This is a genomic window from Aeromicrobium sp. JP4 (assembly GCF_054957925.1).
Genome location: NZ_CM143290.1, coordinates 2,344,669 through 2,369,480 on the forward strand (window position 1 = coordinate 2,344,669; position 24,812 = coordinate 2,369,480).

The 24,812-nt window shown below is 70.0% G+C and carries 27 protein-coding genes; 18 read left to right on the forward strand and 9 right to left on the reverse strand.

Translation table 11 applies throughout. From position 1 onward, the window contains the following. Positions 1-65: 65 nt before the first annotated feature. The 9 genes from ACY1JX_RS11445 to ACY1JX_RS11485 all read left to right on the forward strand — a co-directional run bounded on the left by ACY1JX_RS11445 (position 66) and on the right by ACY1JX_RS11485 (position 7,535). Positions 66-506, forward strand: coding sequence for a DUF4395 domain-containing protein (locus tag ACY1JX_RS11445; RefSeq protein ID WP_462564040.1), 441 nt, complete (start codon positions 66-68; stop codon positions 504-506). Positions 507-558: 52 nt separating this feature from the next. Beyond that, positions 559-1,407 (forward strand): sulfurtransferase, encoded by an 849-nt coding sequence (locus tag ACY1JX_RS11450; protein ID WP_462564041.1) that lies wholly within the window; start codon positions 559-561, stop codon positions 1,405-1,407. A gap of 2 nt (positions 1,408-1,409) precedes the next feature. Continuing rightward, a complete protein-coding gene (locus ACY1JX_RS11455; protein ID WP_154595992.1) occupies positions 1,410-1,706 on the forward strand; it encodes a DUF1416 domain-containing protein in 297 nt (98 codons plus the stop codon). Between the two features lie 212 nt (positions 1,707-1,918). Next, a complete protein-coding gene (locus ACY1JX_RS11460) occupies positions 1,919-2,455 on the forward strand; it encodes a TasA family protein (RefSeq protein ID WP_181753136.1) in 537 nt (178 codons plus the stop codon). A 107-nt stretch (positions 2,456-2,562) separates the two neighbouring features. Then, positions 2,563-3,201, forward strand: a complete 639-nt coding sequence (locus ACY1JX_RS11465; protein ID WP_462564043.1) for a signal peptidase I — start codon at positions 2,563-2,565, stop codon at positions 3,199-3,201. A gap of 114 nt (positions 3,202-3,315) precedes the next feature. Next, positions 3,316-5,172, forward strand: a complete 1,857-nt coding sequence (locus ACY1JX_RS11470) for an Ig-like domain-containing protein (RefSeq protein ID WP_462564044.1) — start codon at positions 3,316-3,318, stop codon at positions 5,170-5,172. Next, the gene (locus ACY1JX_RS11475) at positions 5,172-5,564 is read left to right on the forward strand and encodes a hypothetical protein (protein WP_462564045.1); all 393 of its coding nucleotides are present in this window, start codon (positions 5,172-5,174) and stop codon (positions 5,562-5,564) included. Before ACY1JX_RS11470 ends, ACY1JX_RS11475 begins: the two co-directional genes overlap by 1 nt. 2 nt (positions 5,565-5,566) lie before the next feature. Then, on the forward strand, positions 5,567-6,271 hold the full coding sequence (locus tag ACY1JX_RS11480; RefSeq protein ID WP_462564046.1) for a response regulator transcription factor: 705 nt from the start codon (positions 5,567-5,569) through the stop codon (positions 6,269-6,271). Beyond that, complete coding sequence (locus tag ACY1JX_RS11485) at positions 6,264-7,535, forward strand: ATP-binding protein (protein WP_462564047.1); 1,272 nt, start codon at positions 6,264-6,266, stop codon at positions 7,533-7,535. Before ACY1JX_RS11480 ends, ACY1JX_RS11485 begins: the two co-directional genes overlap by 8 nt. On the opposite strand, the gene ACY1JX_RS11490 is transcribed toward ACY1JX_RS11485, so the two are convergent. Next, complete coding sequence (locus ACY1JX_RS11490; RefSeq protein WP_181753125.1) at positions 7,500-7,967, reverse strand: adenylyltransferase/cytidyltransferase family protein; 468 nt, start codon at positions 7,965-7,967, stop codon at positions 7,500-7,502. The genes ACY1JX_RS11485 and ACY1JX_RS11490 overlap by 36 nt on opposite strands. 72 nt (positions 7,968-8,039) lie before the next feature. Between ACY1JX_RS11490 and ACY1JX_RS11495 the strand changes: the two genes are divergently transcribed. Further along, positions 8,040-8,453, forward strand: coding sequence for a CoA-binding protein (locus ACY1JX_RS11495; RefSeq protein WP_462564048.1), 414 nt, complete (start codon positions 8,040-8,042; stop codon positions 8,451-8,453). A gap of 1 nt (position 8,454) precedes the next feature. Here ACY1JX_RS11495 and ACY1JX_RS11500 read toward each other — a convergent pair whose 3' ends face one another. Together ACY1JX_RS11500 and dtd are read right to left on the reverse strand one after the other, a co-directional pair. Continuing rightward, positions 8,455-9,558: an LCP family protein gene (locus tag ACY1JX_RS11500; protein ID WP_462564049.1), complete on the reverse strand. Its 1,104-nt coding sequence runs from the start codon at positions 9,556-9,558 to the stop codon at positions 8,455-8,457. 61 nt (positions 9,559-9,619) lie between these two features. After that, positions 9,620-10,045 (reverse strand): D-aminoacyl-tRNA deacylase, encoded by a 426-nt coding sequence (dtd, locus tag ACY1JX_RS11505; protein WP_462564050.1) that lies wholly within the window; start codon positions 10,043-10,045, stop codon positions 9,620-9,622. A gap of 48 nt (positions 10,046-10,093) precedes the next feature. Between dtd and ACY1JX_RS11510 the strand changes: the two genes are divergently transcribed. Genes ACY1JX_RS11510 through ACY1JX_RS11520 form a run of 3 tightly spaced genes read left to right on the forward strand, consistent with a single transcriptional unit; the run spans position 10,094 to position 13,231 of the window. Then, positions 10,094-10,588: a heme-binding beta-barrel domain-containing protein gene (locus tag ACY1JX_RS11510; RefSeq protein WP_462564051.1), complete on the forward strand. Its 495-nt coding sequence runs from the start codon at positions 10,094-10,096 to the stop codon at positions 10,586-10,588. Further along, positions 10,581-11,507, forward strand: coding sequence for a CAF17-like 4Fe-4S cluster assembly/insertion protein YgfZ (gene ygfZ / locus ACY1JX_RS11515; protein WP_462564052.1), 927 nt, complete (start codon positions 10,581-10,583; stop codon positions 11,505-11,507). The genes ACY1JX_RS11510 and ygfZ overlap by 8 nt, the downstream gene beginning before the upstream one ends. Next, entirely contained in the window at positions 11,507-13,231 is a 1,725-nt protein-coding gene (locus ACY1JX_RS11520) for a DEAD/DEAH box helicase (protein ID WP_462564053.1), read from the forward strand. Before ygfZ ends, ACY1JX_RS11520 begins: the two co-directional genes overlap by 1 nt. Positions 13,232-13,247: 16 nt before the next feature. Here ACY1JX_RS11520 and ACY1JX_RS11525 read toward each other — a convergent pair whose 3' ends face one another. From ACY1JX_RS11525 to ACY1JX_RS11535, 3 genes are all read right to left on the reverse strand, one after another. Beyond that, positions 13,248-14,525 carry an endonuclease/exonuclease/phosphatase family protein gene (locus tag ACY1JX_RS11525; protein WP_462564054.1) on the reverse strand — a complete coding sequence of 426 codons (1,278 nt, stop codon included), beginning with the start codon at positions 14,523-14,525 and terminating at the stop codon, positions 13,248-13,250. Positions 14,526-14,593: 68 nt separating this feature from the next. Beyond that, positions 14,594-16,102 (reverse strand): endonuclease/exonuclease/phosphatase family protein, encoded by a 1,509-nt coding sequence (locus ACY1JX_RS11530; RefSeq protein WP_462564055.1) that lies wholly within the window; start codon positions 16,100-16,102, stop codon positions 14,594-14,596. A gap of 9 nt (positions 16,103-16,111) precedes the next feature. Then, a complete protein-coding gene (locus ACY1JX_RS11535) occupies positions 16,112-17,629 on the reverse strand; it encodes an exonuclease/endonuclease/phosphatase family protein (protein ID WP_286931022.1) in 1,518 nt (505 codons plus the stop codon). 104 nt (positions 17,630-17,733) lie between these two features. Between ACY1JX_RS11535 and ACY1JX_RS11540 the strand changes: the two genes are divergently transcribed. The 3 genes from ACY1JX_RS11540 to ACY1JX_RS11550 all read left to right on the forward strand — a co-directional run bounded on the left by ACY1JX_RS11540 (position 17,734) and on the right by ACY1JX_RS11550 (position 19,334). Next, entirely contained in the window at positions 17,734-18,117 is a 384-nt protein-coding gene (locus tag ACY1JX_RS11540; RefSeq protein ID WP_181753106.1) for a helix-turn-helix domain-containing protein, read from the forward strand. Continuing rightward, entirely contained in the window at positions 18,114-19,016 is a 903-nt protein-coding gene (locus ACY1JX_RS11545) for a hypothetical protein (RefSeq protein WP_462564056.1), read from the forward strand. The genes ACY1JX_RS11540 and ACY1JX_RS11545 overlap by 4 nt, the downstream gene beginning before the upstream one ends. Positions 19,017-19,082: 66 nt before the next feature. Further along, entirely contained in the window at positions 19,083-19,334 is a 252-nt protein-coding gene (locus ACY1JX_RS11550) for a DUF2516 family protein (RefSeq protein ID WP_181753104.1), read from the forward strand. An 18-nt stretch (positions 19,335-19,352) separates the two neighbouring features. Here ACY1JX_RS11550 and ACY1JX_RS11555 read toward each other — a convergent pair whose 3' ends face one another. From ACY1JX_RS11555 to typA, 3 genes are all read right to left on the reverse strand, one after another. Then, positions 19,353-20,279 carry a hypothetical protein gene (locus ACY1JX_RS11555; protein ID WP_462564057.1) on the reverse strand — a complete coding sequence of 309 codons (927 nt, stop codon included), beginning with the start codon at positions 20,277-20,279 and terminating at the stop codon, positions 19,353-19,355. Beyond that, positions 20,279-20,611: a PadR family transcriptional regulator gene (locus tag ACY1JX_RS11560; protein WP_181753101.1), complete on the reverse strand. Its 333-nt coding sequence runs from the start codon at positions 20,609-20,611 to the stop codon at positions 20,279-20,281. Before ACY1JX_RS11560 ends, ACY1JX_RS11555 begins: the two co-directional genes overlap by 1 nt. A 121-nt stretch (positions 20,612-20,732) precedes the next feature. Beyond that, positions 20,733-22,610: a translational GTPase TypA gene (gene typA, locus ACY1JX_RS11565; RefSeq protein WP_181753098.1), complete on the reverse strand. Its 1,878-nt coding sequence runs from the start codon at positions 22,608-22,610 to the stop codon at positions 20,733-20,735. A 101-nt stretch (positions 22,611-22,711) separates the two neighbouring features. On the opposite strand from typA, the gene ACY1JX_RS11570 reads away from it, so the two are divergent. Further along, positions 22,712-23,170, forward strand: a complete 459-nt coding sequence (locus tag ACY1JX_RS11570) for a MarR family winged helix-turn-helix transcriptional regulator (RefSeq protein WP_462564058.1) — start codon at positions 22,712-22,714, stop codon at positions 23,168-23,170. Further along, a complete protein-coding gene (locus ACY1JX_RS11575; RefSeq protein ID WP_286931026.1) occupies positions 23,151-24,764 on the forward strand; it encodes a DHA2 family efflux MFS transporter permease subunit in 1,614 nt (537 codons plus the stop codon). The genes ACY1JX_RS11570 and ACY1JX_RS11575 overlap by 20 nt, the downstream gene beginning before the upstream one ends. The last annotated feature ends 48 nt before the right edge of the window (positions 24,765-24,812 follow it).

The window sequence follows — 24,812 nt, forward strand, 5'->3', positions numbered from 1 at the left end:
TGTCGTCTGCGCTGACACCTCCGCCCGTACGTTCGTCAGCCCTCCCTCCTGTTCGGAGAACCTCCATGCCTCACGACACCTCCGTCGTCGATCCGCGCGCGCTCCGCTTCACCGCCGCGATCACCGCCGCCGTCCTGGCGCTGGTGCTCGTGCTGCCGTCGCCGTGGCGCGAGGTGCTGCTGGCCGTCCAGACCGGCGTCTTCGCCCTCGGTGTGTTCGTGTCGCTGTCGGCGTCGCCCTGGGCGTGGCTGTTCCGCACCGCCGTCCGGCCGCGGATCGGGGCTCCTGCCCGGACCGAGGACTCCCGCCCCCCGCGCTTCGCGCAGGCGGTCGGCCTGGCCTTCACCCTGATCGGCCTCGTCGCCCTCGCGACCGGCCTGACCACCGTCGGACTCGTCGCCGTGGGCTTCGCCCTCGTCGCCGCCCTCCTCAACGCCACCACGGGCTTCTGCCTGGGCTGCGAGCTCTACCTGACCACCCGCCGCCTCGCCAGGCCACTGGCATGAGCGCCTGAACCACACGTCGCAACCACCACTCCGCAGAGGAAAAGGAACCACCATGAGCCGCGAGACCGCACTCGTCACCGCCGACTGGGTCGAGGAACACCTGAACGACGAGAACGTCGTCCTCATCGAGGTCGACGAGGACGTCGAGGCCTACGACAAGGGCCACATCCCCGGCGCCATCAAGCTGGACTGGAAGAAGGACCTGCAGGACGGCGTCCGCCACGACTTCATCAGCAAGGACCGCCTCGAGGCCCTGCTGAGCGAGAAGGGCGTGTCGAACGACGACACGGTCGTCTTCTACGGCGGCAACAACAACTGGTTCGCGGCCTACGCCTACTGGTACCTCAAGTACTACGGCCACACCGACCTGCGCCTGCTCGACGGCGGCCGCAAGAAGTGGGAGCTCGACAGCCGTGAGCTGACCGACGAGGTCACCACGCGCCCGGCCACCACCTACTCGGCGCAGGAGCCCAACGAGGACATCCGCGCCTACCGCGAGGAGGTCGTCGAGGCCATCGGCACCAAGAACCTCATCGACGTGCGCAGCCCCGACGAGTTCGCCGGTCGCCTGCTCGCCCCGGCGCACCTGCCCCAGGAGGCCGCGCAGATCGGTGGCCACATCCCCACCGCCGGCAACGTGCCGTGGAGCAAGGCCGCGAACGACGACGGCACCTTCCGCAAGGACGAGGAGCTCTCCGCGCTGTACGCAGGCGCCGGCCTCGACGAGGGCAAGGACACCATCGCGTACTGCCGCATCGGCGAGCGCAGCTCGCACACGTGGTTCGTGTTGAGCGAGATCCTCGGCTACCCCAACGTCAAGAACTACGACGGCTCGTGGAGCGAGTACGGCTCGCTGCGCGGCGTGCCGGTCGCCCTCGGCGACGAGCCCGGAAAGGCCTGACCATGTGTGGAGCGATCAAGGGCGGACCGAGCCTCGAGGGCGTCGACGTGACGAACCAGGCCGTGATCCAGGGAGTCGTGCTGCGCGACGAGCAGCCGGTGGGCAACGCCTACGTGCGCCTGCTCGACCGCAACGGTGAGTTCACCGCCGAGGTGCCGACGTCGGCGACCGGCCAGTTCCGGTTCTTCGCCGCGCCCGGCACCTGGACGCTGCGCACGCTGGCGCCGCGAGCGGAGGTGGTCGACTCGCAGGTGGTCGCCGCCAAGGGCTCGGTCGCGGACGTGGCCGTCGCCATCTGACCCAGCAGCACCGAAGGGCCCCGGGAGTGATCTCCCGGGGCCCTTCGTCATGCGTGTGGACCTGGTGGCGCAGCGGTGGACAAACGGTGCCGAAGTGGGGACCGGCGGTGGATTCCACGTGGACATCGTGTGGATCTGGCCTCCGTAGCGTTCTTCTTGTCAACCCAGCCAGACCGCAGAGTGCGGCCGGCACCCGAACACAGGAGAAGCACATGCGCACCAGCCGTTCCACCAAGGTCCTCGTCCCCCTCGCCACGCTGCTGGCCGCCGGCGTCATCGCCGTGGGCTCGGGCGCGACCTTCAGCTCGACCACGGGCAACACCATCAGCGCCGCCACCTCCGGCACGCTGACGCAGAGCAACTCCAAGGCCGGCCAGGCGGTCTTCAACCTCGACAACCTCAAGCCGGGCGACGTCCTCAACGGTTCGCTCAAGCTGACCAACACCGGCACGCTGCCCGCGAACTTCTCGCTGACCGAGGTGGCCTCCACCAACGGCTTCGACGGCGAGAACCTCAAGCTCGTCATCAAGAACACGACGAAGAACACGACCGTCTACTCGGGCACCTTCGGCGGTCTGGCCGACGGCACCAAGAACACGCTCGGCACGTGGGCCGCCGGCGAGGCGAACGACTACACCTTCACGGTCACCCTCGACCAGGCCGCGTCCAACACGCAGCAGGGCAAGGCCGCGACCGCCACGTACACCTGGGACGCCGTCCAGCTGGACGGGACCACCACGAACCAGTGACGCCCCGCTCCGGGGAACTGGGTTGACGGCAGGGCGTCGTTCGGGCGCCCTGCCACCCAGCCCGGAGCACACCGACCCACCAGTACCGACCGACGAGGGAGACCCCGATGAAGCACCTCACGCGAGCAGCCCGCCTCCTCGGCCGTGGCGTCACCACGCTGCTCCTCCTCGTCGTCACCGTCGCCAGCGTGGCCTACATCGCCCCCAGCCTCTTCGGCTTCGAGCGCTACGTGATCACCGGCGGCTCGATGTCCGGCACGTTCGAGAAGGGCTCGATCGCCTTCGAGCGCCCCGTGCCCGTGGCCGACCTCGCCGTCGGCGACGTCATCACCTACCTCCCCCCGGCCGACAGCGGCGTCTCGACGCTCGTCACGCACCGCATCACGCAGATCGAGCCCGGCGAGAGCGGCGCCCGCCTCTTCACGACCCAGGGCGACGCCAACCCCGACCCAGACCCGTGGGAGTTCAGCCTCCTCTCGGGCACCCAGCCGGTCGTGGAGCAGACCGTCCCGTACGTCGGGTACGCCTTCATGGCCCTGGCCGACCGCGAGACCCGCATGCTCGTCATCGGCGTGCCGGCCGGACTCATCGCCCTGATCGCCCTGGTCGATCTCGGCCGCGCCTTGCGTCGCCCCGAGGACGACGACGCTCCCGCGCCGCTGACGCCCACCGCCGGCGCCCCGGCGAAGAAGGCCGGCGCCCGGGCCATCCCCGTGGCCGTGGCCGGCCGCCACGCGCTCACCTGAGCCGTCACCGCGACCCGCTCACCTGAGCCGTCGCCGCGACCCGCCGCCAAGTGTGGAACTCCCGAGGATCTCGTGTGGATCGCCCGTGGAGCGCTGCTCCGTAGCGTTGAGCACATGAACCGGAACCAGAAGGCAGGTGGACCCGTGCGCATCGACTCCGCGCGTCGTTCCCTGACCCTGCTGGCCGTTCTGGCCCTGCTCGCGGTGGCCGCCTTCGTCTCCCCGGGCTTCTCGTCCGCGACCTTCACCTCCACCACGCAGGGCACCGCCACCGTGCGCGCCGCCGCGGACTGGACGCCTCCGACCGTCGCCGTGACGTCCCCCGGCACGGCGGTCCAGGGCACGGTGACGATCGAGGCGCAGGCCTCGGACTCCGGGCTCGGCGTCAAGGACGTCACGATCGAGTACAGCCTCGCCGGATCCGGCACCTGGACCGCGCTGTGCACTGACGCGACCGCCCCGTACTCCTGCGCGTGGACCACCACCGCACTGGCCGACGGCCGCTACGACCTCCGGGCCCGCGCGACCGACCTCGCCGGGTACGAGACCACGTCCGACCCCGTCCGCACGGCCGTCGCGAACAAGCTGCTCGTCGTGATGAACGACCCGGGCGACACGGTCCGCGGCACGGTGCAGCTCTCCGCGGGCGCCTTCAACACGGGCACGCTCAGCCACACGGTGCGCCTGCAGTACCGCCTGGTGGGCGCCTCCACTTGGTCGACCGCCTGCTCGAACCTGGTCTCGCCCTACACGTGCTCGTGGAACTCGGCCGCCGTCGCGTCGGGTGACTACGAGTTCCGCGCCCAGCTCACGGCCGGCTCGACCACCACCACGTCGGAGGTCGTCACCGACGTCACCGTCGACAACGTCGCCCCGACCGTCACGATGATCGACCCCGGCACGCCGCTGAGCGGCACGCGCACCTTCGCCGCCACGGCCGCCGACGCCCACTCCGGCGTCGCCACCGTGGAGCTCCAGTACGCGGCTTCCGGCACCTCCACCTGGAAGTCGCTGTGCACGATCGAGGCCGAGCCGTGGTCCTGCCGCGCCGGCACCTCGGCCCTGGCGAACGGCACGTACTCGTTCCGTGCGGTCGCCACCGACGAGGCCGGCAATACGACGACCTCGGCCACCGTGGCGAACCGCGTCGTCGACAACACGGTGTCCTCGGTGTCTCTCGACGACCCCGGCGCCCTGCTGAGCCGCACGGCCACCCTCACCGCCGTCGCCAGCTCCACCGCCGGCGTCACGTCGGTGCGCATCCAGTACGCCCCGACCGGCGGCACCACCTGGACCGACGTCTGCACCGACACCACGTCGCCCTACACCTGCGCGTGGGACACGACGAAGGTCGCCAGCGCCGTGTACGACCTGCGCGCGGTCCTGCTCGACGGCTCCGGCCGCTCCACGATCTCCGCGCTCGAGACGGTACCGGTGGACAACAGCCCCCTTGCCGGAGCCGACGTCCAGACCACGAACGGCTCGGGCAGCACCGCCGGCCTGCCGGGTGCGAACGACACGATCACCTTCACCTACACCGCGCAGGTCAACCCGGCCTCGATCATGGCGGGCTGGAACGGTTCGGCCACGAACGTGCAGGTCCGGCTCCGCGACGGCAACCTGCCGACGCTGCTCCGCGGCAGCAAGGGCGACACGCTCGACGTCCTCAACGGCAGCACCGTGCTGGGCCTGGGCTCGGTCAACCTCAAGGGCGACTACGTCCGCCTGCTGCGCACCGTCAGCCTGAACGCGACGATGACCGCCAGCACCACCACGGTGAACGGCCTGGAGCGCACCGTCGTCACGCTCAAGCTCGGCACCTTCGCCAGCGGCAAGGCCAGCGACCTGCGGACGAACACCACCGCCGCCGCGATGGTGTGGACGCCGAGCAGTGCGGCCACCGATCTGTCGGGCATCCGCTCGTCCACCGCCAACGTCACCGAGTCCGGCGCCCTGGACCGGGACTTCTGATGCGACGACTGCGCACGAAGGCCTCCCGCTGGGCCGCGGCTGCCTGCCTCGCGATCGGCCTGGTCTACCTGACGCTGATCCCGGCGGCGCCGTCGCGCGTCTATGTCGTGATGGAGATCGTGATCGCCGTGGTCGCCGGTCTCACCGCCGTGAAGATGTGGATGCACAACTGCTTCGAGTCGCACCTGGGCGCCGGCGCGCTCGTGGCCGCGTCGGCGGGCAGCAGCCTGCTGGCCATGACGGTGGGCCTCCCCGGCGACGGTGGGGGAGACTTCTCGGCCACCCGCCTGGCGCTGATCGCGCTCAGCGCGGCGGTCGTGGTGCTGCTGGTGCAGGACGGGCGAGTGAGACGGGAGCACGCTCTCCGCACCCGCCGGCCCTATGCTCGGTGACCGTGGCCACTCACGTGCTCGTCGTCGAGGACGACGACAAGATCGCCCCGCCCCTGGTCCGCACGCTCGAGCGTGAGGGCTACACCGTCGAGCGGGTGGCGGAGGGCCTCACGGCCGTCGAGCGGATCAGGGCCGGAGGTGTCGACCTCGTGCTGCTCGACCTGGGCCTGCCGGACATCGACGGGCTCGAGGTCTGCCGCCAGGTCCGCGAGGGCGGCTACCTCGGCGGCATCATCATCCTGACGGCGCGCGGCGGTGAGCTCGATCGCGTGGTCGGCCTCGACGTGGGGGCCGACGACTATCTCTCCAAGCCCTTCGCCCTGGCCGAGCTCCTCGCGCGGGCACGGGCGCTGCTGCGCCGCAGCGCGGCGGTCGAGCCCGTCGAGCCCGCGGTGGCCGCGGCACCCGCCTCCTCCGGCCTGCGCGTGGACCCGGCGTCGCGCCGGATCTGGGTGGGCATCACGGAGGTGGCCGTGACGTCGAAGGAGTTCGACGTCCTCGTCCTGCTCGACGAGGTGCGCGGCGCCGTGGTCACCCGGGAGCGCCTCACCAACGAGGTCTGGGACGAGAACTGGTTCGGCCCGACCAAGATGGTCGACGCCACGGTGGGCCGCCTGCGTCAGAAGCTCGACGACGCCGGGGCGCCGGTGCAGATCGCGAACGTCCGCGGCGTGGGCTTCCGGCTGGAAGACCAGGCCGATGCGTGAGCGGCTGGTCGTGGCCCTCGTGGGCATGACCGCGGCGATGCTCGCCCTCTACGGCATCCCGCGCGCCTACATGCTCGCCGACCTCGTCACCTCGTACGAGGAGCGCAAGATCGAGCGGGCCGCCGACCAGCTGGCCGCCGTCGTCGACGAGCGGCGCAAGAACGACTCCGCGGTGGACGTGGAGTTCCTCAGCGGCTTCCTCAGCGAGGCCGAGACACTGACCTACGAGCCCGAGACCGGGGCTTCCGTCGTCGCCGGGCCCGAGCCCGACCCCGCGGACGACATCGTGGAGACGCGCGACCTGGAGGACGGCGGGACACTCACGCTGTCGCGGTCGCGCGACCTCATCGAGGAGCGGATCTCCGACGCGCTCGTGCCGCTGATCCTCATCGGCCTCAGCCTCGTGGCGATCGCCGCGGCCTTCGGCTACGTCCTGGCGCGGCGGCTGTCGCGGCCCTTCGACGAGCTCGCCGAGGCGGCCGACCGGTTGGGCCTCGGACGCTTCGACGTGGATCCCCCGCACTACTCGATCCCCGAGGCCGAGGCGATCGGCGCCGCTCTGCGGACGAGCTCCGCCCGGCTGGGCGAGCTCGTGCGACGGGAGCGCGAGTTCGCGGCCAACGCCTCGCACCAGCTGCGAACGCCGATCACGGCGCTGCGCCTCGAGCTGGAGGACCTCTCGATGTGGCCGCAGACGCCGCCCGAGGTCGCCGAGGAGCTCAATCGCTACCTGCCTGAGCTCGACCGGCTGAGCAGCGCGATCGACGAGCTGCTGGGCCTGGCCCGGGGTCAACGACTCGGCGACGCCTCCGACGTCGACCTGAGCGAGCTGGTGAGCGACGTGGTCGCTCGCTGGAAGCCCATCGTCGCGCCCGACAACTACATGGTGCACCAGATCGAGCGGGGCCAGGTCTTCGCTCGCGTCGTCCCGGGGCCGGTGGTGCAGATCCTCGACGTGCTCATCGAGAACGCGTCGAGCCACGGCGTCAGCCCGGTCACCGTCGAGGCGAAGGACACTGGCTCCTACGTGGAGATCGTGGTGGCCGACCGCGGGCGCCGCACGTTCGGGAACGAGATCTTCAACCGCGGGGCCAGCCGCAAGCAGGGCGACGTGGGCGGTCTCGGACTGACGATTGCCGCCGACCTCGCGAGCACGATGGGCGGCTACCTCGAGCTCGTCGGAACCGAGCACACCACCTTCCGGCTGCTGCTGCCGGGCCTCGGCGACTCAGGTGAGGTCGCGGTAGTGGTCGAGGAGGCGTGAGAGGACGCCCAGCGCGTCCTGCATCTCCTCGATGTGCGCGGGGTCCAGCACCCGCAGCATCTCCTTGAGTCCCGTGGTGGAGATGCCCTTCGTGCGGGGGAGGTACTCGACGCGGCACAGGTCGGACAGGTCGTCGAACTTGCCCGTCCAGTCGTCTCCCATGACGAACACGTCGACCTCCTGCTCGACGATGTCGCGGCGCTTCTGCTCCCACGACTCCTCCGGCAGGACCAGGTCGACGCCCTTGATCGCGCCCACGATGGCGGCGCGATCGGCGTAGGGGACCACCGTGCTCTTGCCCTTCCCGGCGTTGAAGTCGTCGGTGGAGACCCCGACGACGAGCCGGTCGCCCATCGAGGACAGGCGCTCCAGCAGGCGCAGGTGGCCGATGTGGAAGAGGTCGAAGGTTCCGTAGGTCAGGACGGTCGTCACGCGTTCAGGATACGGACGGAGCAGGGGCCCTCCCGACCGGCGCGCACGGGCGGTCGAGGTTACGGTCGGAGCATGACCGACTGGCAGGATCCCGCCGCCGTTTCCCTCATGCTCGACGACCTCGACACGTGGGCCGTCGTGGGGTTGTCGAACAACACCTCGCGCACCGCCTACTCGATCGCGCAGCTGCTCCAGCGGCGCGGCAAGCGCATCGTGCCCATCCATCCCGACGCGCCGGTGGTGCTGGGGGAGCAGGGCTACGCGACGCTGGCCGACGTGCCGTTCCCGATCGACGTCGTCGACGTGTTCCGCCGCTCCGAGGAGGCCGGGCCCTTCGCCGACCAGGCCGTGGATATCGGCGCGCAGGCGGTCTGGTTCCAGCTGGGGGTCATCGACGAGGCCGCCTTCGAGCGCACGATCGACGCCGGTCTGGCCATGGTGATGGACACGTGCCCGGCGATCGAGTGGAACCGCCGGGGCGCCTAGGTCAGGAGACCTCTTCGGGGTCGGGCAGGACGTCGTCGGGGTACTTCTGCAGGTACTCCGCCATGCGGTCCTTGCTCAGCGCGGTGAACAGCTCCTCCATCTTGTCCGGCTGGAGCACCACGACGCTGCCGTAGGTGGGGTCGGTCTGGGTGCCCTGCACCGGGGCCGTCATGAAGGTGACGTCATCAGTGCGGATGCCGCGCAGCGACAGGGCCAGCTTGGCCATCGCCGTGCCCGACCAGCCCTCGTCGACCGTGAGGTTCTTGGTCAGCGCCGAGACCGTCTTGGTGAGCTTCGTCGGGCTCGTGGTGACGCCCGAGCTGAGCATCTTGCCCATGAGGGAGCGCATGAAGTTCTGCTGGCGCTTGATCCGGTCGAGGTCGCCACCGGCGAGTCCGTACCGCGTGCGGACGTAGTCGAGCGCCTTCTTGCCCTCCAGCGTCTGCGTGCCCGCGTCCCACTGGATCTTCTGCTGGGGGTCGTAGAACGACTCCGGGATCGTCACCTCGACGCCGCCGACGGCGGACGACAGGTCCTTGAAGCCCTCCCAGTCGATGATCGTCAGGTGGTCCATCTTCAGGCCGGTGAGGTTCTCCACCGTGTTGATCGCCGCGCGCGGGCCGCCGGCGCTGAACGCGGCGTTGATCTTCTCGGAGTGGTCGGTCTCGCCCTTCTCGTCGTAGATCGGGACGAACGAGTCGCGGGGCAGCGAGACGAGGTAGACCTTCTTCCGGTCCGCCGGGATGTGCACCACCATGAGCGTGTCGCTGCGGTACTTGCCGGTGGGCCAGTCGCCCGAGGCGGCGTCCTCGGCGATGGTGGTCTTCTTGGACTGGCCCTCCTGGGGCTCGCCCTTGTCAGAGCCCAGCAGCAGGATGTTGAGCGCGCGGCCCTCGTCGGGGTCGGGCTGCTCCTCGATGACCTTCACCTTGTCGACGTCGTCGAGCTTGCGCTTGAGGTTCCAGGCGTAGGCCGAACCTCCCACGAGCGGCAGCAGCACGATCAGCACGGCCGCCCAGACGATGGCAGGGTGGCGCTGGCGGAAGGAACGACGGTTCGACGCGCGCGATCCGGGTCGCCGGACCGCTTCGGGTGCGTCTGTCACCGCTCACTCCTCATGGTTGTCACAACCTTTCCAGTATGACGGCCGTTGCTGAGAGGAGCTTTCAGGAATCCAACACGATCGTCACGGGGCCGTCATTGACCAGCTCGACCGCCATGTCGGCGCCGAAGACGCCGCGCTCCACGGGCACGCCGGCGCTCTCGACGGCGGCACAGAACGCGTCGTAGAGCGGCTCGGCCACGGAGCCGGGAGCCGCTGCGCCCCACGAGGGCCGGCGTCCCTTGCGGGTGTCGGCGTACAGCGTGAACTGGCTGATCGCCAGGACCCCGCCACCGATCTCGTCCACCGACCGCTCTCCGGCCATGATGCGGAGCCGGGCGATCTTGGCGGCCAGCTGCCGTGCGTCCTCGGCGGTGTCCTCGTGGGTGACGCCCAGCAGCACCACGAGCCCCGGCCCGTCGAGGCGGCCCACGGCCTCGCCGTCGACACGGACTTCGGCCCGGCTCACCCGCTGCACCACCGCACGCATGGCAGGAGCGTAGCGGCGCCTTCTCCGGCGGCCGATAGCATGGAACCCATGGCCTTCCAGATTCCCACCGACCTGCACCCCGAGCTGATGCCCGTGGCGTGGCTCCTCGGGACCTGGCACGGCAACGGCCGCGGCGACTACCCCACCATCGAGGCGTTCGGCTACGAGCAGGAGGTGGCCTTCGCCCATGACGGCCGGCCGTTCCTGCACTACTTCAGCCGCACCTGGATCACCGACGAGGCGGGGGAGCGCGTTCGCCCCGGCGCCCTCGAGACCGGCTTCCTGCGTCCCTCGGAGGAGGGCAGGGTCGAGCTGGTCCTGGCGCACCCCACCGGTTACGCCGAGATCTGGTACGGCGAGGGGGACGGCGCCCGGATCACCCTGGCCACCGACGTCGTGGCCCGCACCGTGACCGCCAAGGAGTACACCGCGGGACAGCGGATGTACGGACTCGTCGAGGGCGCGCTGATGTACGCCTACGACATGGCCGCCGAGGGTCAGCCCATGCAGTCGCACCTCTGGGGAAAGCTCGAGCGTGCGTAGCCCGCTGCTGGACCGCCAGGGCGCCGTCGACTCCGAGGGTCTCGACGCGGGCGTCGCGGCGCACTACGGCTCCACCTTCGCCGCCGAGCAGCGCACGCTGCTGTCGGGCGAGGGCTTCGTCGACCTCTCGAACCGCGACGTCCTGCGGATCACCGGTCCCGACCGGCTGACGTGGTTGCACTCGCTCACCACGCAGTACCTCGAGGGCCTGGCCGCCGGTCGCTGGACCGACGTGCTGCTGCTCTCGCCGCAGGGCCGGATCGAGCACGACTTCAGCGGCGTCGACGACGGCGAGACCTTCTGGGCCCACACCGAGCCCGGCGCGGGCGCGGCGCTGGTGCAGTTCCTCGACCGGATGCGCTTCATGTCGCGCGTCGAGGTCGCGGCGGTCGACGACCGCTTCGTGGTCGGCCGGTACGCCGGTGGCCTCGTCACCGAGCTCACGGACGACCTGACCTCCGTGCCGGGCACGCCCGTGGGCGTGCTGGCCTGGGAGGCGCTGCGGATCGAGGCGGGGCGGCCCCGCTTCGGCCTCGACACCGACGAGCGCACGATCCCCAACGAGGTCGGGCTGCTCGGCTCGGCCGTTCACCTCGACAAGGGCTGCTACCGGGGCCAGGAGACGGTGGCCCGCGTCTACAACCTCGGCCGCCCGCCCCGCCGGCTGACCCTGCTCCACGTCGACGGCTCCGTCGACCACCTCCCGGCGCACGGTGCCGACGTCCTCCTCGGCGACAAGGTCGTCGGGCAGGTCGGCAGTGCCGCACGCCACCACGAGCTCGGGCCCATCGCGCTCGCGCTGATCAAGCGGAACACCCCGGTCGACGCCACGCTCCTCGCCGACGGCGTCGCCGCCGCGCAGGAACCGATCGTCGACCCCGACGCAGGCCTGCACGTGCGGGCCGGATTGAACCTGTGATGACCGAAGAGACCTCTTTCGACGACCTCGGCCTGGACGACTCGCTCGTCGCCGTGGTGCGCGGGCTCGGCTACGAGACGCCCAGCCCGATCCAGGCGCAGGCGATCCCCGCGCTGCTCAAGGGCGGCGACGTCGTGGGCCTGGCCCAGACCGGCACCGGCAAGACCGCCGCGTTCGCGCTGCCGATGGTCCAGCGCCTGGACCCCGGCTCGCCGCGCACGCAGGCGCTCGTCCTGGCGCCCACGCGCGAGCTCGCGCTCCAGGTCAGCGAGGCGATCCAGAGCTACTCCGCGGGCACGGGTCTGAAGGTGCTGCCGGTCTACGGCGGCCAGAGCTACGGCGCCCAGCTGCAGGGCCTCAAGCGCGGTGCGCAGGTCGTCGTCGGCACGCCCGGTCGCGTGATCGACCACCTCGACCGCGGCTCGCTCGACCTGTCGCACCTGGAGATGCTCGTCCTCGACGAGGCCGACGAGATGCTCAACATGGGCTTCGCCGAGGACGTCGAGCGCATCCTGGCCGACACCCCCGAGTACAAGCAGGTCGCGCTGTTCTCCGCGACGATGCCCCCGGGCATCCGCCGGCTCGCGAAGCGGTACCTGCACGACCCGCAGGACATCTCGACGCCGGAGGCGAAGCGCAGCACCACCAGCGTGCGCCAGCGCTGGATGCCGGTCTCGCACCACAACAAGCTCGACGCGCTGACGCGCGTGCTCGAGGTCGAGCAGGGCGACGCGATGCTGATCTTCGTGCGCACGAAGTCGGCCACCGAGGAGCTCGCCGAGAAGCTCCGCAGCCGCGGCTACACCGTGGCCGCGCTCAACGGCGACCTCGCCCAGGCCCAGCGCGAGCGCACCGTCGGCCAGCTCAAGAGCGGCGCGATCGACATCGTCGTGGCCACGGACGTGGCCGCCCGCGGCCTCGACGTCGACCGCATCACCCACGTGGTCAACTACGACATCCCGCACGACCCCGAGGCGTACGTGCACCGCATCGGCCGCACGGGTCGCGCCGGCCGCTCGGGCGACGCCATCGTGTTCGTCACCCCGCGCGAGCGCCGGATGCTCGAGTCCCTCGAGCGGGTCTCGGGCCGGCCGGTGGAGCAGATGCCGGTGCCGACGCCCGACGAGGTCAACGCCCGCCGCGCCGACCGGTTCGCCAGCTCGATCACCAACGCCATGGGCGACCCACAGTTCAGCGTCTACCGCGGCCTCGTGGAGCAGTACGCGCAGGAGCACGACGTCGACATGACCGACATCGCGGCCGCGCTCGCCGTGATGGGCCAGGACGACAAGGAGTTCTTCCTGCGTCCCGACCCGCCGCAGGAGAAGCGGGCCCCGCGCGAGCGCAGTGAGCGCGCCCCGCGTCCCACCTCCGACGGCATGGCCACCTACCGGCTGGCGGTCGGCAAGCGCCACAAGATCCGGCCCGCGATGGTCGTCGGCGCGCTCGCCAACGAGGGCGGCCTGAAGCGCTCGGACTTCGGCAAGATCACGATCGGGCTCGAGCACACGATCGTGGAGCTGCCGGCCGACCTGCCCGACGCGGTGTTCGACCAGCTGGCCGGCACCCGCATCTCGGGCCGGAAGATCGACATCCAGCCCGACGCGGGCCGTCCCGGCGGCGAGCGCAAGCGGCCGCCGTCGAAGCCCTATGCCAAGGGCGCGGGAAAGCCGTACTCCAAGCCCGACGCGAAGGACAAGAAGCCCCGCCACAAGAAGGGCTGAGGCGGGCGCGCCCGGGTCAGGAGATCTGGGCGCGCACCAGCAGCGGGTGGTGGTCCGAGGGCAGCGGGGCCACGAAGCGGCCGCCGGACATCAGGCCGACGTTGGCCCACTGCACCACGCGCGACCGCCCGGGGCGCACCCAGACCTTGTCCACGTGGTCGCCCCACGTCACACCGACGACGGGCTGGGTGGACCAGCGCGGGTTGGCGGTGTTGAAGTGCTGGCGTGACACCGAGCGGGCCTGCTCGTAGGCGTCGTAGAAGCCGTTCGCGTGCATCACGGACTCGAGCCGGCTGTTGCCGGCACGGCTGCGGTTGGTGTTGAAGTCGCCGATCAGGACGACCGGGAGGTTGTGCATCCGCTTGCCCCACCAGGCGAGCTGGCTGTTCAGGTCGGCGAAGATCTTCGAGGTCTGGGAGGCGCGGACGCCGGCGTTGGAGCGGGCCTCGTCGACCTTGAGGTGGACGCCCACGAAGACGGCGGCCTGGCCGCTGGCCCGGTGGCGCAGGACCGTCCAGGGCGCGTCCTTGCCCTCGGGCTCGGCGACGCCGTCGAGCGGCAGGATGCACGGCTCGACCCGCACGTCCTTCCTCGCGACCGGGTCCCACGTGGTCTCGCACTCGGCAGACTGCTGGGTGGCTGACAGCTGCTGCGTCACCTGCTCGAAGGCGGCGGTGCGGTAGAAGATCCGGTTGTCCTTGCCGCCGAGGGTCTCGGTGTAGCCGGGGATCTGGGCGCCCTTCCACTGGCTGGCCTCCTGGACGGCCAGGACGTCGGGCCTGATCCGCTGGACCTCCCGGATCACGAGGGGCATCCGCGAGCTCCAGCCGCTGCACGCGTTCGAGCAGACGTTGTAGCTCATCAGCTTGTACGCGGGGTACCGCTTGGTGCTGAGGGACTTCGTCGCGGCGGGCGTCACGCGGGCGATGCGGGCCGACCGCTTGCCGGCCTTGGAGCCGTTCACGGCGCGCACCTGGATCCAGACGGTGCGGTTGCGGCGCAGCTTCGTGATCGTCGCGCGCCGGGACTTCGTGGTGACGCGCGCCTTCTTGGCCTTCAGGACTCCGGCGCGGGAGCCCGCGGCGAAGACCTGGTACTTCTTGGCTCGCGTGGCCTTCGGCCAGGTGATCGAGACCTTGGCGTACTTCTTGCCCCCGGACTCGTAGGTGGCGGCGCCGGTGACCGACACCAGGCCGACCCCGCCGGGCTTCTTGGAGGCCGCCTCCGCGGGAGTGCCGAGCGTGGCCGCGGTGAGGACGGCGATCACGGAACAGGCGAGCAGGCGAAGACGCATGGTCGAGAGCCTAACCGCCGGATGTCACTTCAGTCACATCGTTTTCAGCATGAGGACAGGGCCGGACGTCAGTTGAGCGTGCCCGGTGCGACGTCCTCGTCGATCTCCGCGGGCACGGTGACGACCTCGCTGGGCTCCTTCACGAGCTCCTCGTCGTCGCGCTCGAGGGCCACGGTGGCGCCGATCATGTTGTGGTCGGACAGCCACGGTCCGACGTAGGTGGTGCCGCTCAGGCTCGCCCACTGCTTCCAGGCCGGGACGGCCCACTGGTCGGACACGTAGATGTGGTCGACGTGGTCGGCGGACATGATCGCCGAGTCGCCGCGGCGGCTGCCGGTGTTGACCTGGGCGTTCTCGGTCTCCTCGGCGACCTCGACGGTGTCGCGGTACCCGTTCGCGCGCACGATCGGGCCGACGGTGTCGCCGTTGCGGTGCGTTCCCGAGTTGAAGTCGCCGGCCAGCACGACGGGATCGCCCGCGGGATTGACCGAGGCGAGGCCACCCATCAGGGTGCGCATCTCGGAGGCGCGCTGACCGGTCTTGTTGTGGCCGCTGAGCAGATGGACGCTGACGACGACGAACGGTCGCTCGGTCTCCTTGTCCTCCAGGCGCGCCCACGTGGCCCAGCGGCCGTGGCCCAGCGACCAGCGCCCGCCGGCGAGCTGCTCGAACTTCTCCGGTGAGTAGAAGAGGTAGCGCGAGTTGCCGCCGCCCTGGGCCATCACGAGGCCCCGCGGGCCTCCGCTGAAGGCGGCGTTCGTGGTGGGGCCGACCCGCTTCCCGCCCGCCTCCTGGACGGCCATGATGTCGACCTCGGCCGCGTGGACCTGCGCGGCCTGCGGGCCGCGGCGGCCGCCGAAGCCGGAGCACGCCTCGGCGCAGATGTTCCACGAGCCGATCGTGAACTCCGACGCCTCCGGGGGAGTGGTGAGCTTGATCGGCGGCCCGAACTCACTGACGCCGGCCTCGCCGACGGCCCGGACGCGCACGTAGTAGGTCTTCTCGGGCTTGAGCGAGGTGGTGGCGAAGGCGGTGCCGCCCTCCTTCAGGCGCCGGACCTTGCGCGGCAGCTCGCGCTTGGAGTGGGACACCGCGACGTCGTAGGTGGTGGCGTAGGCGGCGCGCTTCCACTTCAGCACCGCGCCGTCGGGCGCCGTGAGCTTCACCTTAGGCTTCGCCGGCACGTGGGGCAGCAGCGTGACGGTGCCCTCGACCGCCATCTCGGTGTCTCCCTCGTCGACGGCCTCGACGCGGTAGCTCACGCGGCCCTTGGGGTCGGCGGCGTCCGGCGCGGGCAGGACCGCCTGCGGCTGGGTGGTGATGAGGGTGCGCGTGGGCTTGGTCAGGTCCTCGCCGAGGCTGACCCGGTACTCGCTGCCGTTGCCCGCCCACGCGAGCGACACCTCGCGGGGATCGACGTCGACCGAGGTGACCTTGAGATAGGGCTCCTCGAGCCCCGCCAGCTCGACGACCGGGCCGCGGCCCTCGGAGTCGGTGGTGGCGGCCAGCAGGCCGGCGAACCCGGTCAGCGCGACGCCCGCGCCCACCAGGCACACTGAGCGAAAAAGACCGGCCACGTGGGCATCCTACGGGGTCGCGACGACCAGCCTCGCGACGACGGGATTGTGGTCGGACGGGAACGGCGTGGAGTACTCGCGGCCGGTCTCGGTCTGGATGAAGTTCGCCGGCATCGACCAAGCCTCCACCGTGATTCCCGAGCTCGGGACGAAGATCGCGTCGACGTGGTGACCGTTCGACTTCGGCACCGGCACACCGGCGTTCGCGCTGTTCAGCTCGGCGTTGATCGCCGAGCCGGCGAGGCCGAGCGAGTTCACGATGCCGTGGCGCGCGAAGCGCTGGGTGGGGGCGTCGAAGCCACCGGGGTAGTTGTCCTGGTTCGCGTTCGACTCGTTCGAGTTGAAGTCCCCGCCCCACACCACCGGGAGGCGGTGCGGGTTGAGGGCGTTGACCTTGGAGATCAGCCGCGCGGTCTGCTTGAGGCGTAGCTCGTCACGAGCGGCGCCCTTGTGCGGCTCGAGGTGGGCGTTGGTGACGATGAAGGCGGTCCCCGTCTTCCGGTCGCGCAGCAGGTTCCACGTGGCGTACCGGCCGGTGGCGGAGTCCAGCGTGAGGCCGCCACCGCCGAGGGCGGTGAACCGCGACGACCGGAAGTAGATCGTCTTGGCGCTCTTGTAGGCGCCGCGGGTGAAGCCGGGCAGCTGCGTGTGGAAGGCGGTCCGGGTCGCCGACTCCTGCGTCACCACGACGTCGGGGGAGCCCGACCGGACGACCGCGCCGGCCAGCGGCTTGCGCACGGCCCAGGTCGGCACGTTGCGCAGGAACCACGCGCCGCTGTCGGCGCTGCGGCACTTGTCCTCGCCGCACAGGTTGTACGTCGCGACGGTGACCCGCGAGGGGACGGCGGCCAGCTTGGTGCGCGTGACGGGACCCCACGCGCCCTTGACCTTCCCGTTCACGCCACGGACCCGGGCGTGGTAGGTCATGCCGCCGTTGAGGTCGTCGATTCTGGCGCCGAGGCCCTTGCGGCCCGCCTGGACGACCCGGCCGCTGAAGCGATGGTTGGTCGACAGCTGGATCTCATAGCTCGAGGCGCTCCTGACCTTCGACCAGTGGTACGACAGGTAGTGCCCACGGCCGCCCACGACGCGGTTCGCGGTGCCCTTGCCGACGCGCAGGTTCGCCTTCTTCCAGCGCGTGGCGGCCTTGTACTTCCCGCGGTAGGAGGTGAGGCGGTAGTAGAAGTCGGTGCCGGAGTTGGGCCGCAGCGCCCGGAACGTGATGGAGTTCCGGCGCGTCTTGACCTTGCGGATGCAGGACCTCGCGCGTGGAGCCGTCTTGACGCAGATCGCGACCTTCTTGGCGCGGGCAGGACGCGCCCAGTGGATCGTGAGCGTCGACGTGCTGGTCTTCGCTCGGATCTTCGTGACCTTGGCGGGCTTCTTCGGGGCGGCGTCCGCAGCGGCGGCGGGGGCGATGAGGAAGGTGCCGGTGAGGGCGAACGCGAGCAGGGCCCGGTGGAGCAAGGAGGTCATGGAGAAGCGGGCTGGGTCGAAGGTGCGGCCGCCCGAGAGCACATCGGCCACCACAGGCTAACGCGAGCCCCACCCGTTTCACGTCTTTTCACCCCGTCGTGTCCGTTGCATCACACTTGCTTGCAAATGCTAACTTTTGCAAGCACGCTGGAGACATGGGAAAGCTGAACGTGTCGGGAAGCGTCGGGTCGGCCGTGGGGTCGCTCGGCGAGTACCTGCGCGACCAGCGCACCCAGGCGCAGATGTCGCTGCGACAGCTGGCCGAGCTCGCGGACGTCTCGAATCCGTACCTCAGCCAGATCGAGCGAGGTCTGCGCAAACCGTCCGCCGAGGTGCTGCAGCAGATCGCGAAGGCACTGAGGATCTCGGCCGAGTCGCTCTACGTCCGCGCCGGCATCCTCGATGCCGAGCAGTCGGGAGCGCCCCTGGTCGAGGACGCCATCGACCGCGATCCGCGGTTGACCGCACGCCAGAAGACGGCGCTGCGGGACATCTACCGTTCGTTCGTCGGAACCGCAGACCTCGAGGAGAACCCATGAGCATCACCGACACCATCAACGCCCAGATCAAGTCCATCCTGGACGACATCGCCGCCCTGCCGTCCACGGTCAAGGGCTTCGACGTGAGCACCCTGCAGAAGAAGGCCGAGACCCTCGCGCAGACCGCGCTCGGCTCGGCCACGGCCGCCTACTCCGACCTCGTGAAGAAGAGCGACGACTTCCGCGTCCTGGCCAAGAGCCTGACCGTCGACGACGTCCGCACGGCTGCCGAGGACTTCTCGGCCCGCGCCGAGGCCTTCGTCGCCGAGCTGCGCGGCAAGGTCGAGGACGTCAAGGTCGACGACCTCAAGAGCGCCGTCGACGACTTCCGCGAGAAGGCCGACGACCTGGTCGACGACCTCAAGGGCAAGGCCGAGGAGATCATCGACGAGCTCACCGCCAAGGCCGAGGACCTGACCGGCAAGGCCGCCGAGGCCGTCGAGGACGCCACCGAGAGCGCCGGCGCCGCTGCCGCGTCGTTCGCCAGCTCGGCCCGCATCCGCAAGGCCACGGCGCCGACCGGCACGAAGAAGGCCTCGCCGGCCAAGAAGTCGAGCACCTCGGCCGCGACCGCGGCGAAGAAGGAGTCGGCGGCGAAGAAGACCGCGGCCAAGAAGTCGACGGCGGCGAAGTCCACCGCGGCCAAGAAGTCGACGGCGGCGAAGACCACCACCGCCAAGAAGGCCTCGACCGCGAAGTCCACGACGGCCAAGAAGGCGCCGGCCACGAAGTCCGCTTCCACCGCGACCGCCAAGAAGACCTCCGCGGCCAAGAAGACGACGCCGGCCAAGAAGGCCACGGCGACGAAGTCCGCCGCCGCGAAGAAGGCGCCGGCGAAGAAGGCCTCGACCTCGTCGACGACCACGTCGTCCACGGGTGCGCCGAGCACCTCGGCCTGACCTCGTCCCCCAGAGAATCCACGGTGGGCACCACCTCAGGGTGGTGCCCACCGTAGTCTTCCCCCCATGGGTTTCGTGACCGGACTGATCTGGTGGGTCTTGATGTGCACCAAGGTCTTCGCCCTGGTCGACTGCGTCCGCCGCAAGCCGTACGACTTCGAGATGGCCGGCACGCTGCCCAAGAACATCTGGCTGGTGATCCTGCCGCTGTCGATCTTCGTCGACATCGTCGTGCGCCAGCCAATCAGCATCCTGCCGCTGCTGGGCACCGTCGCCGCGCTGGTCTACCTTGCGCAGACGCGGGGCTCGGGCTACTGACCCTCGCCCCGCGCACGCTCACCCGCGGCTGCGGGCGTACGCCTTGCGGAAGCCGTCGAATCCCTCCCACAGGCTGACCAGGCCCACGCCGACCGCGATCCCGTTCATCGCCTTCTGGGTGACGTCGGCGTCCCACCCCAGGTGGGTGACGAGGTCGGGGTTCACGATGGCCCCGTCGAGCAGCAGCACGATCGTGGGCACGGCGAACAGCAGGGTGAGCACGAGGTTCGCCCAGGCCGCCGGCCACGTCCAGCCGGTGCGGTGGATCCACAGAGCGTGACCCAGCTCGAGGGCCAAGGTCAGCAGCACGAGCGGCAGGTACCAGGACCACAGGTCCGGGTCGGCCATGGGGATCCGCTCACCGTCGGCGAAGAACGGCGAGCCGAAGTGCTGCCACACGATCAGGGCGGCGAAGATCGGCAGGAAGACGAGGCTGGCGACGAGGGCGGCGGTGCCGGTGCCCGTGTCGGTCTCGGGCAGCTGGTCGACGGACCAGGTCTCGACCTCGGCCTTCGTCCCCGTCCACTCCAGGATCGCGAACACCAGCGTCGTCCAGAAGACCAGGTGCACGACCATCTCGAGCATCATCCACACGCCGCCGCCGATGATCGACCCGATCGGGTCGCCGTCGAACGCGTCGACGAGGACGACGACCGCGGTGACGATGGGTGCCACGACCGCGACGAGGATCGTCGTCAGGCGCAGCCACGGGAAGAACAGTCGAGGGCCGATCAGCATGGGCTCGCGCCCCGTGTAGTCGACCGCCACGCGCAGCGGGTCGCCGAGCTCCTCGAGGGTCTCGCGCTCCGCGTCAGGCGTGCCGCCACGGGCGGCGACCGTGTCGCCGATCCGCTCGCGCAGCTCGGCGGCGACCTCGGTGCGGGTGCTCCCCGGCAGCCAGCGGGTGGCTGCGTGAACGTACCGGTCGGTCAGGGTGGTGGTCATCAGCTTCCTCCGGAGGTGAGCCGCCCCAAGGCGGTGTCGATCTCGTGCCAGTCGGCCAGCAGGGCCTCGGTGAGGCGCTCCCCGGCTTCGCTCGTGCGGTAGAACTTCCGCGGCCGTGCCTCGTCGGTGTTCCACTCGCTGGTGAGCAGTCCCTGCTTCTCGAGGCGTCGCAGCAGGGGGTAGAGCGTGTTGCCGTCCACGGCGATGCCCGCCGCTGCCAGCGACTCGAGCAGGCCGTAGCCGTACCCCGGCTCGCGCAGGCTCAGCAGTGAGGCGAGCACGACGGTGCCGCGGCGCAGCTCCTGCAGGTGTTGCTGGGTCAACTCGTCCATGCGTCACACCATAGTGTGTGTCACACACTATGCGCAAGACGCACAGGTTCGCGGGGGGCTTGCAGACGACGAACCCCTCCCCGGCGAGGCCGGGGAGGGGTTCGGTGGAGCTGGGGTCAGGTCACTTGCGCTTGCGCGCGGTGCGGGAGCGCTCGCCGGCGTCCAGGACCACCTTGCGGATGCGCACGTTGGCCGGGGTGACCTCGACGCACTCGTCCTCGCGGCAGAACTCCAGGCACTGCTCGAGCGAGAGCTTCTTCGGCGGGATGACCTTCTCGAAGTTGTCCGAGGTGGCCGAGCGGATGTTGGTCTGCTTCTTCTCCTTGGTGATGTTGACGTCCATGTCGTCATCACGGGAGTTCTCGCCGACGATCATGCCCTCGTAGACCTCGGTGGCGGGCTCGACGAACAGCGTGCCGCGCTCCTGGAGGTTGGTCATGGCGAACGAGGTGACGGCGCCGGCGCGGTCGGCCACCAGCGAGCCCGAGGGGCGCGTGGAGATCTCGCCGAACCAGGGCTCGTAGCCCTCGGAGATGTGGTGGGCGATGCCGGTGCCGCGGGTGTCGGTGAGGAACTCGGTGCGGAAGCCGATCAGGCCGCGCGCCGGGACCAGGAACTCCATGCGGACCCAGCCGGTGCCGTGGTTGACCATCTGCTCCATGCGGCCCTTGCGGACGGCCAGCAGCTGGGTGATCGTGCCGAGGTACTCCTCGGGCGCGTCGATGGTGAGGCGCTCGACGGGCTCGTGCAGCTTGCCGTTGATCTCGCGCGTGACGACCTGCGGCTTGCCGACGGTGAGCTCGTAGCCCTCGCGACGCATCTGCTCGACGAGGATGGCCAGCGCCAGCTCGCCGCGGCCCTGGACCTCCCACGCGTCGGGACGCTCGGTGGGCAGCACGCGGATCGAGACGTTGCCGATCAGCTCGGACTCGAGGCGGTCCTTGACGAGGCGGGCGGTGACCTTCGTGCCCTTCTCGCGACCGGCCAGCGGCGAGGTGTTGGTGCCGATGGTCATCGAGATCGCGGGCTCGTCGACGTGGATGAGCGGCAGCGCGACCGGGTTCTCGGGGTCGGCCAGGGTCTCACCGATGTTGATGTCGCTGATGCCCGCGATGGCGACGATGTCGCCGGGGCCGGCCTTCTCGCCCGGCTTGCGGTCGAGGGCCTCGGTGATGAGCAGCTCGGTGATCTTGACGCGATCGACCGAGCCGTCGCGCTTCATCCATGCGACCTGCTGGCCCTTCTTGAGCTCGCCCTCCTCGACGCGCACGAGCGCCAGGCGGCCCAGGAAGGGGGAGGAGTCGAGGTTGGTGACGTGCGCCTGCAGCGGCGCGCCCTCGGTGTACTCGGGGGCCGGGACGTGCTCCATGATCGTCTGGAACAGCGGGATGAGGTTCTCGCCCGCGGGCAGCGTGCCGTCCTCGGGCTTCTCCAGGGAGGCGATGCCGGCCTTGCCGGAGGCGTAGACGACGGGGAAGTCGAGCGCGTCGTCGGCGGCGTCCTCGGGCAGCAGGTCCATGAAGAGGTCGTACGTCTCGTCGACGACCTCGGCGATGCGGGCGTCGGGACGGTCCACCTTGTTCACGACCAGGATGACGGGCATCTTCGCCAGCAGCGCCTTGCGCAGCACGAAGCGGGTCTGGGGCAGCGGGCCCTCGGAGGCGTCGACCAGCAGCACGACGGCGTCGACCATCGACAGGCCGCGCTCGACCTCGCCACCGAAGTCGGCGTGGCCGGGGGTGTCGATGATGTTGATCGTGACGGCGTTGCCGGGGATGTCCTCGGTGCCGGGTCCGTAGTACTTGACCGCGGTGTTCTTCGCGAGGATGGTGATGCCCTTCTCGCGCTCGAGATCACCCGAGTCCATGACCCGATCGGTCACTTCCTGGTGGTCGGAGTACGCGCCCTGCTGTTGCAGCATCGCGTCGACGAGAGTGGTCTTGCCATGGTCGACGTGGGCGACGATGGCGACATTGCGCAGATCAGAGCGTGTAGGCACTCGCGCAATTCTACGGCAGGTTCTGAAACTCCCGGTCCACGCAGGGCGTAACGAAGGTCACGCCATCGCAATAGTTGCACGTGCGTTAGTATTCTCGAGCCATGAACGACTCACCCCACGCCTGCGCGTTCGACGCCGTCCGAGGATTCCTCGGGCAGGTCTTCACGACGGCCGAGGGTGAGTCCCTGGAGACGGTCGCGGGCCTGAAACTGTCCTTCACGCAGGCCAGACTGGTCTTCGCGCTCGCCCATCACGACCATCCGGTCGCCATCGGCGACCTCGCCGAGGCGGTGGGGTTGTCGGCGGCCTCGGCCGGTCGCAACGTCGAGCAGCTGGTGCGCAAGAAGCTTCTCGTGCGCACCGAGAACCCGGAGGACCGAAGGGTCAAGCTCGTCGCCATCACCGATCGCGGTCGGAGTCTGGCGCAGAGCCACCTCAAGTCGAAGGAGGACGCCGTGCGCACGCTGCTCGACGACCTCGACACCGCACAGTGCCTCGCTCTCGTCGAGGCCCTCAAGCCACTTTCGAAGGAAGAACCAGATGTCAGCCAGTCCTCCTGAAGACGTCGTCATCGACGACGACAAGATCACCCCGGAGATCCTCAAGGTCGCCGGGGTGGTGGTGCTCGGCGCGATCATGTCCATCCTGGACGTCACGGTCGTGAACGTCGCGCTGCCCACGTTCCAGACCGAGCTGTCCACCGACGGCGAGCCGCTCGCGTACGCGACCGTCGCCTGGACGGCCACCGCGTACATGCTGGCGCTCGCGGCCGTCATCCCGCTCACCGGCTGGGCCGCCGACCGCTTCGGCACCAAGCGCCTCTACATGACCGCGATCGCGCTGTTCACGCTCGGCTCCGTCCTGTGCGCCGCGGCGTGGAACATCGAGTCGCTCATCGCGTTCCGCGTGCTCCAGGGCCTCGGCGGCGGCATGCTGATGCCGCTGGGCATGACGATCATGACCCGGGCCGCCGGGCCGCACCGCATGGGTCGCCTCATGGCGATCCTGGGCATCCCGATGCTGCTCGGCCCCATCCTCGGCCCGATCATCGGCGGCATCCTGATCGACGCCGCGTCCTGGCACTGGGTGTTCCTCATCAACCTGCCGATCGGCGCGATCGGCCTGGTCTACGCCGCCCGCGTGCTGCCGAAGGACGCCCCCGAGCCGAGCGAGTCCCTCGACGTCGTCGGCATGCTGCTGATGTCGCCCGGCCTGGCGCTGCTGCTGTACGGCATCTCGTCCATCCCCGGCGAGGGCACGGCGCTCGCCAGCAAGGTGATCGTCCCGACCGTCATCGGCCTGCTGCTGATCGGTGCGTTCGTCGTCTGGTCGTTCAAGCCCAAGCACCCGCTGCTCGACCTGCGGCTGCTCGGCAACCGCAACCTGCGCGTGTCGCTCATCGTGATGTTCCTGTTCGCGAGCGCCTTCTTCGGCGCGCTGCTGCTGGTGCCCACGTACTTCCAGCAGGTGCACGGGGAGTCGGTCATGATGGCCGGCATCCTGGTGGCCCCGCAGGGCATCGGCGCGATGCTGACGATGCCGATCGCCGGCGCGCTCGTCGACCGGATCCCGGTCGGGCGGATCGTCCCGTTCGGCTTCATCGGCATCCTCGTCGGCATGTTCGGCGTGGCGATGAGCACCGAGCCCAGCACCCCCTACTGGCAGATCATCCTGTGGCTGTTCGTCATGGGGCTGGGCATGGGCGCCACGATGATGCCGATCTTCACCTCGGCGCTCAAGACCCTCACCTCCCACGAGGTGGCGCGCGGCTCGACGTTGCTGAACGTCGTGCAGCAGGTCGCCAGCGCCTCGGGCATCGCGGTCATCTCCGTCGTGCTGACCAACGGCATGCAGAAGGGCTCGATCATCCCCGGCTCGGAGAAGATCCCCGGTGTCGAGGAGGGCCTCACGCCCGCCCAGCTGGCGGCCGGTTCGCACACCGACCGTGGCGCGGAGCTCGTCTCGCTGCTGGGCGTCACGCCCGACCAGCTGCAGGCCGGGTTCAACGACCTGGCCCAGGCGTTCGAGCAGTCCTACTGGGTCGCGTTCGCCGTGCTCCTGGTGACGCTGATCCCGGTCGCGTTCCTGCCCCGCAAGAGCGAGCCGGTCCGGCTGCTCGACGACCAGGGCCAGCCCCCGGTCGTCATGCACTGATCGACCGACCACGCGAACGGCCCACCCGGACTCCGGGTGGGCCGTTCG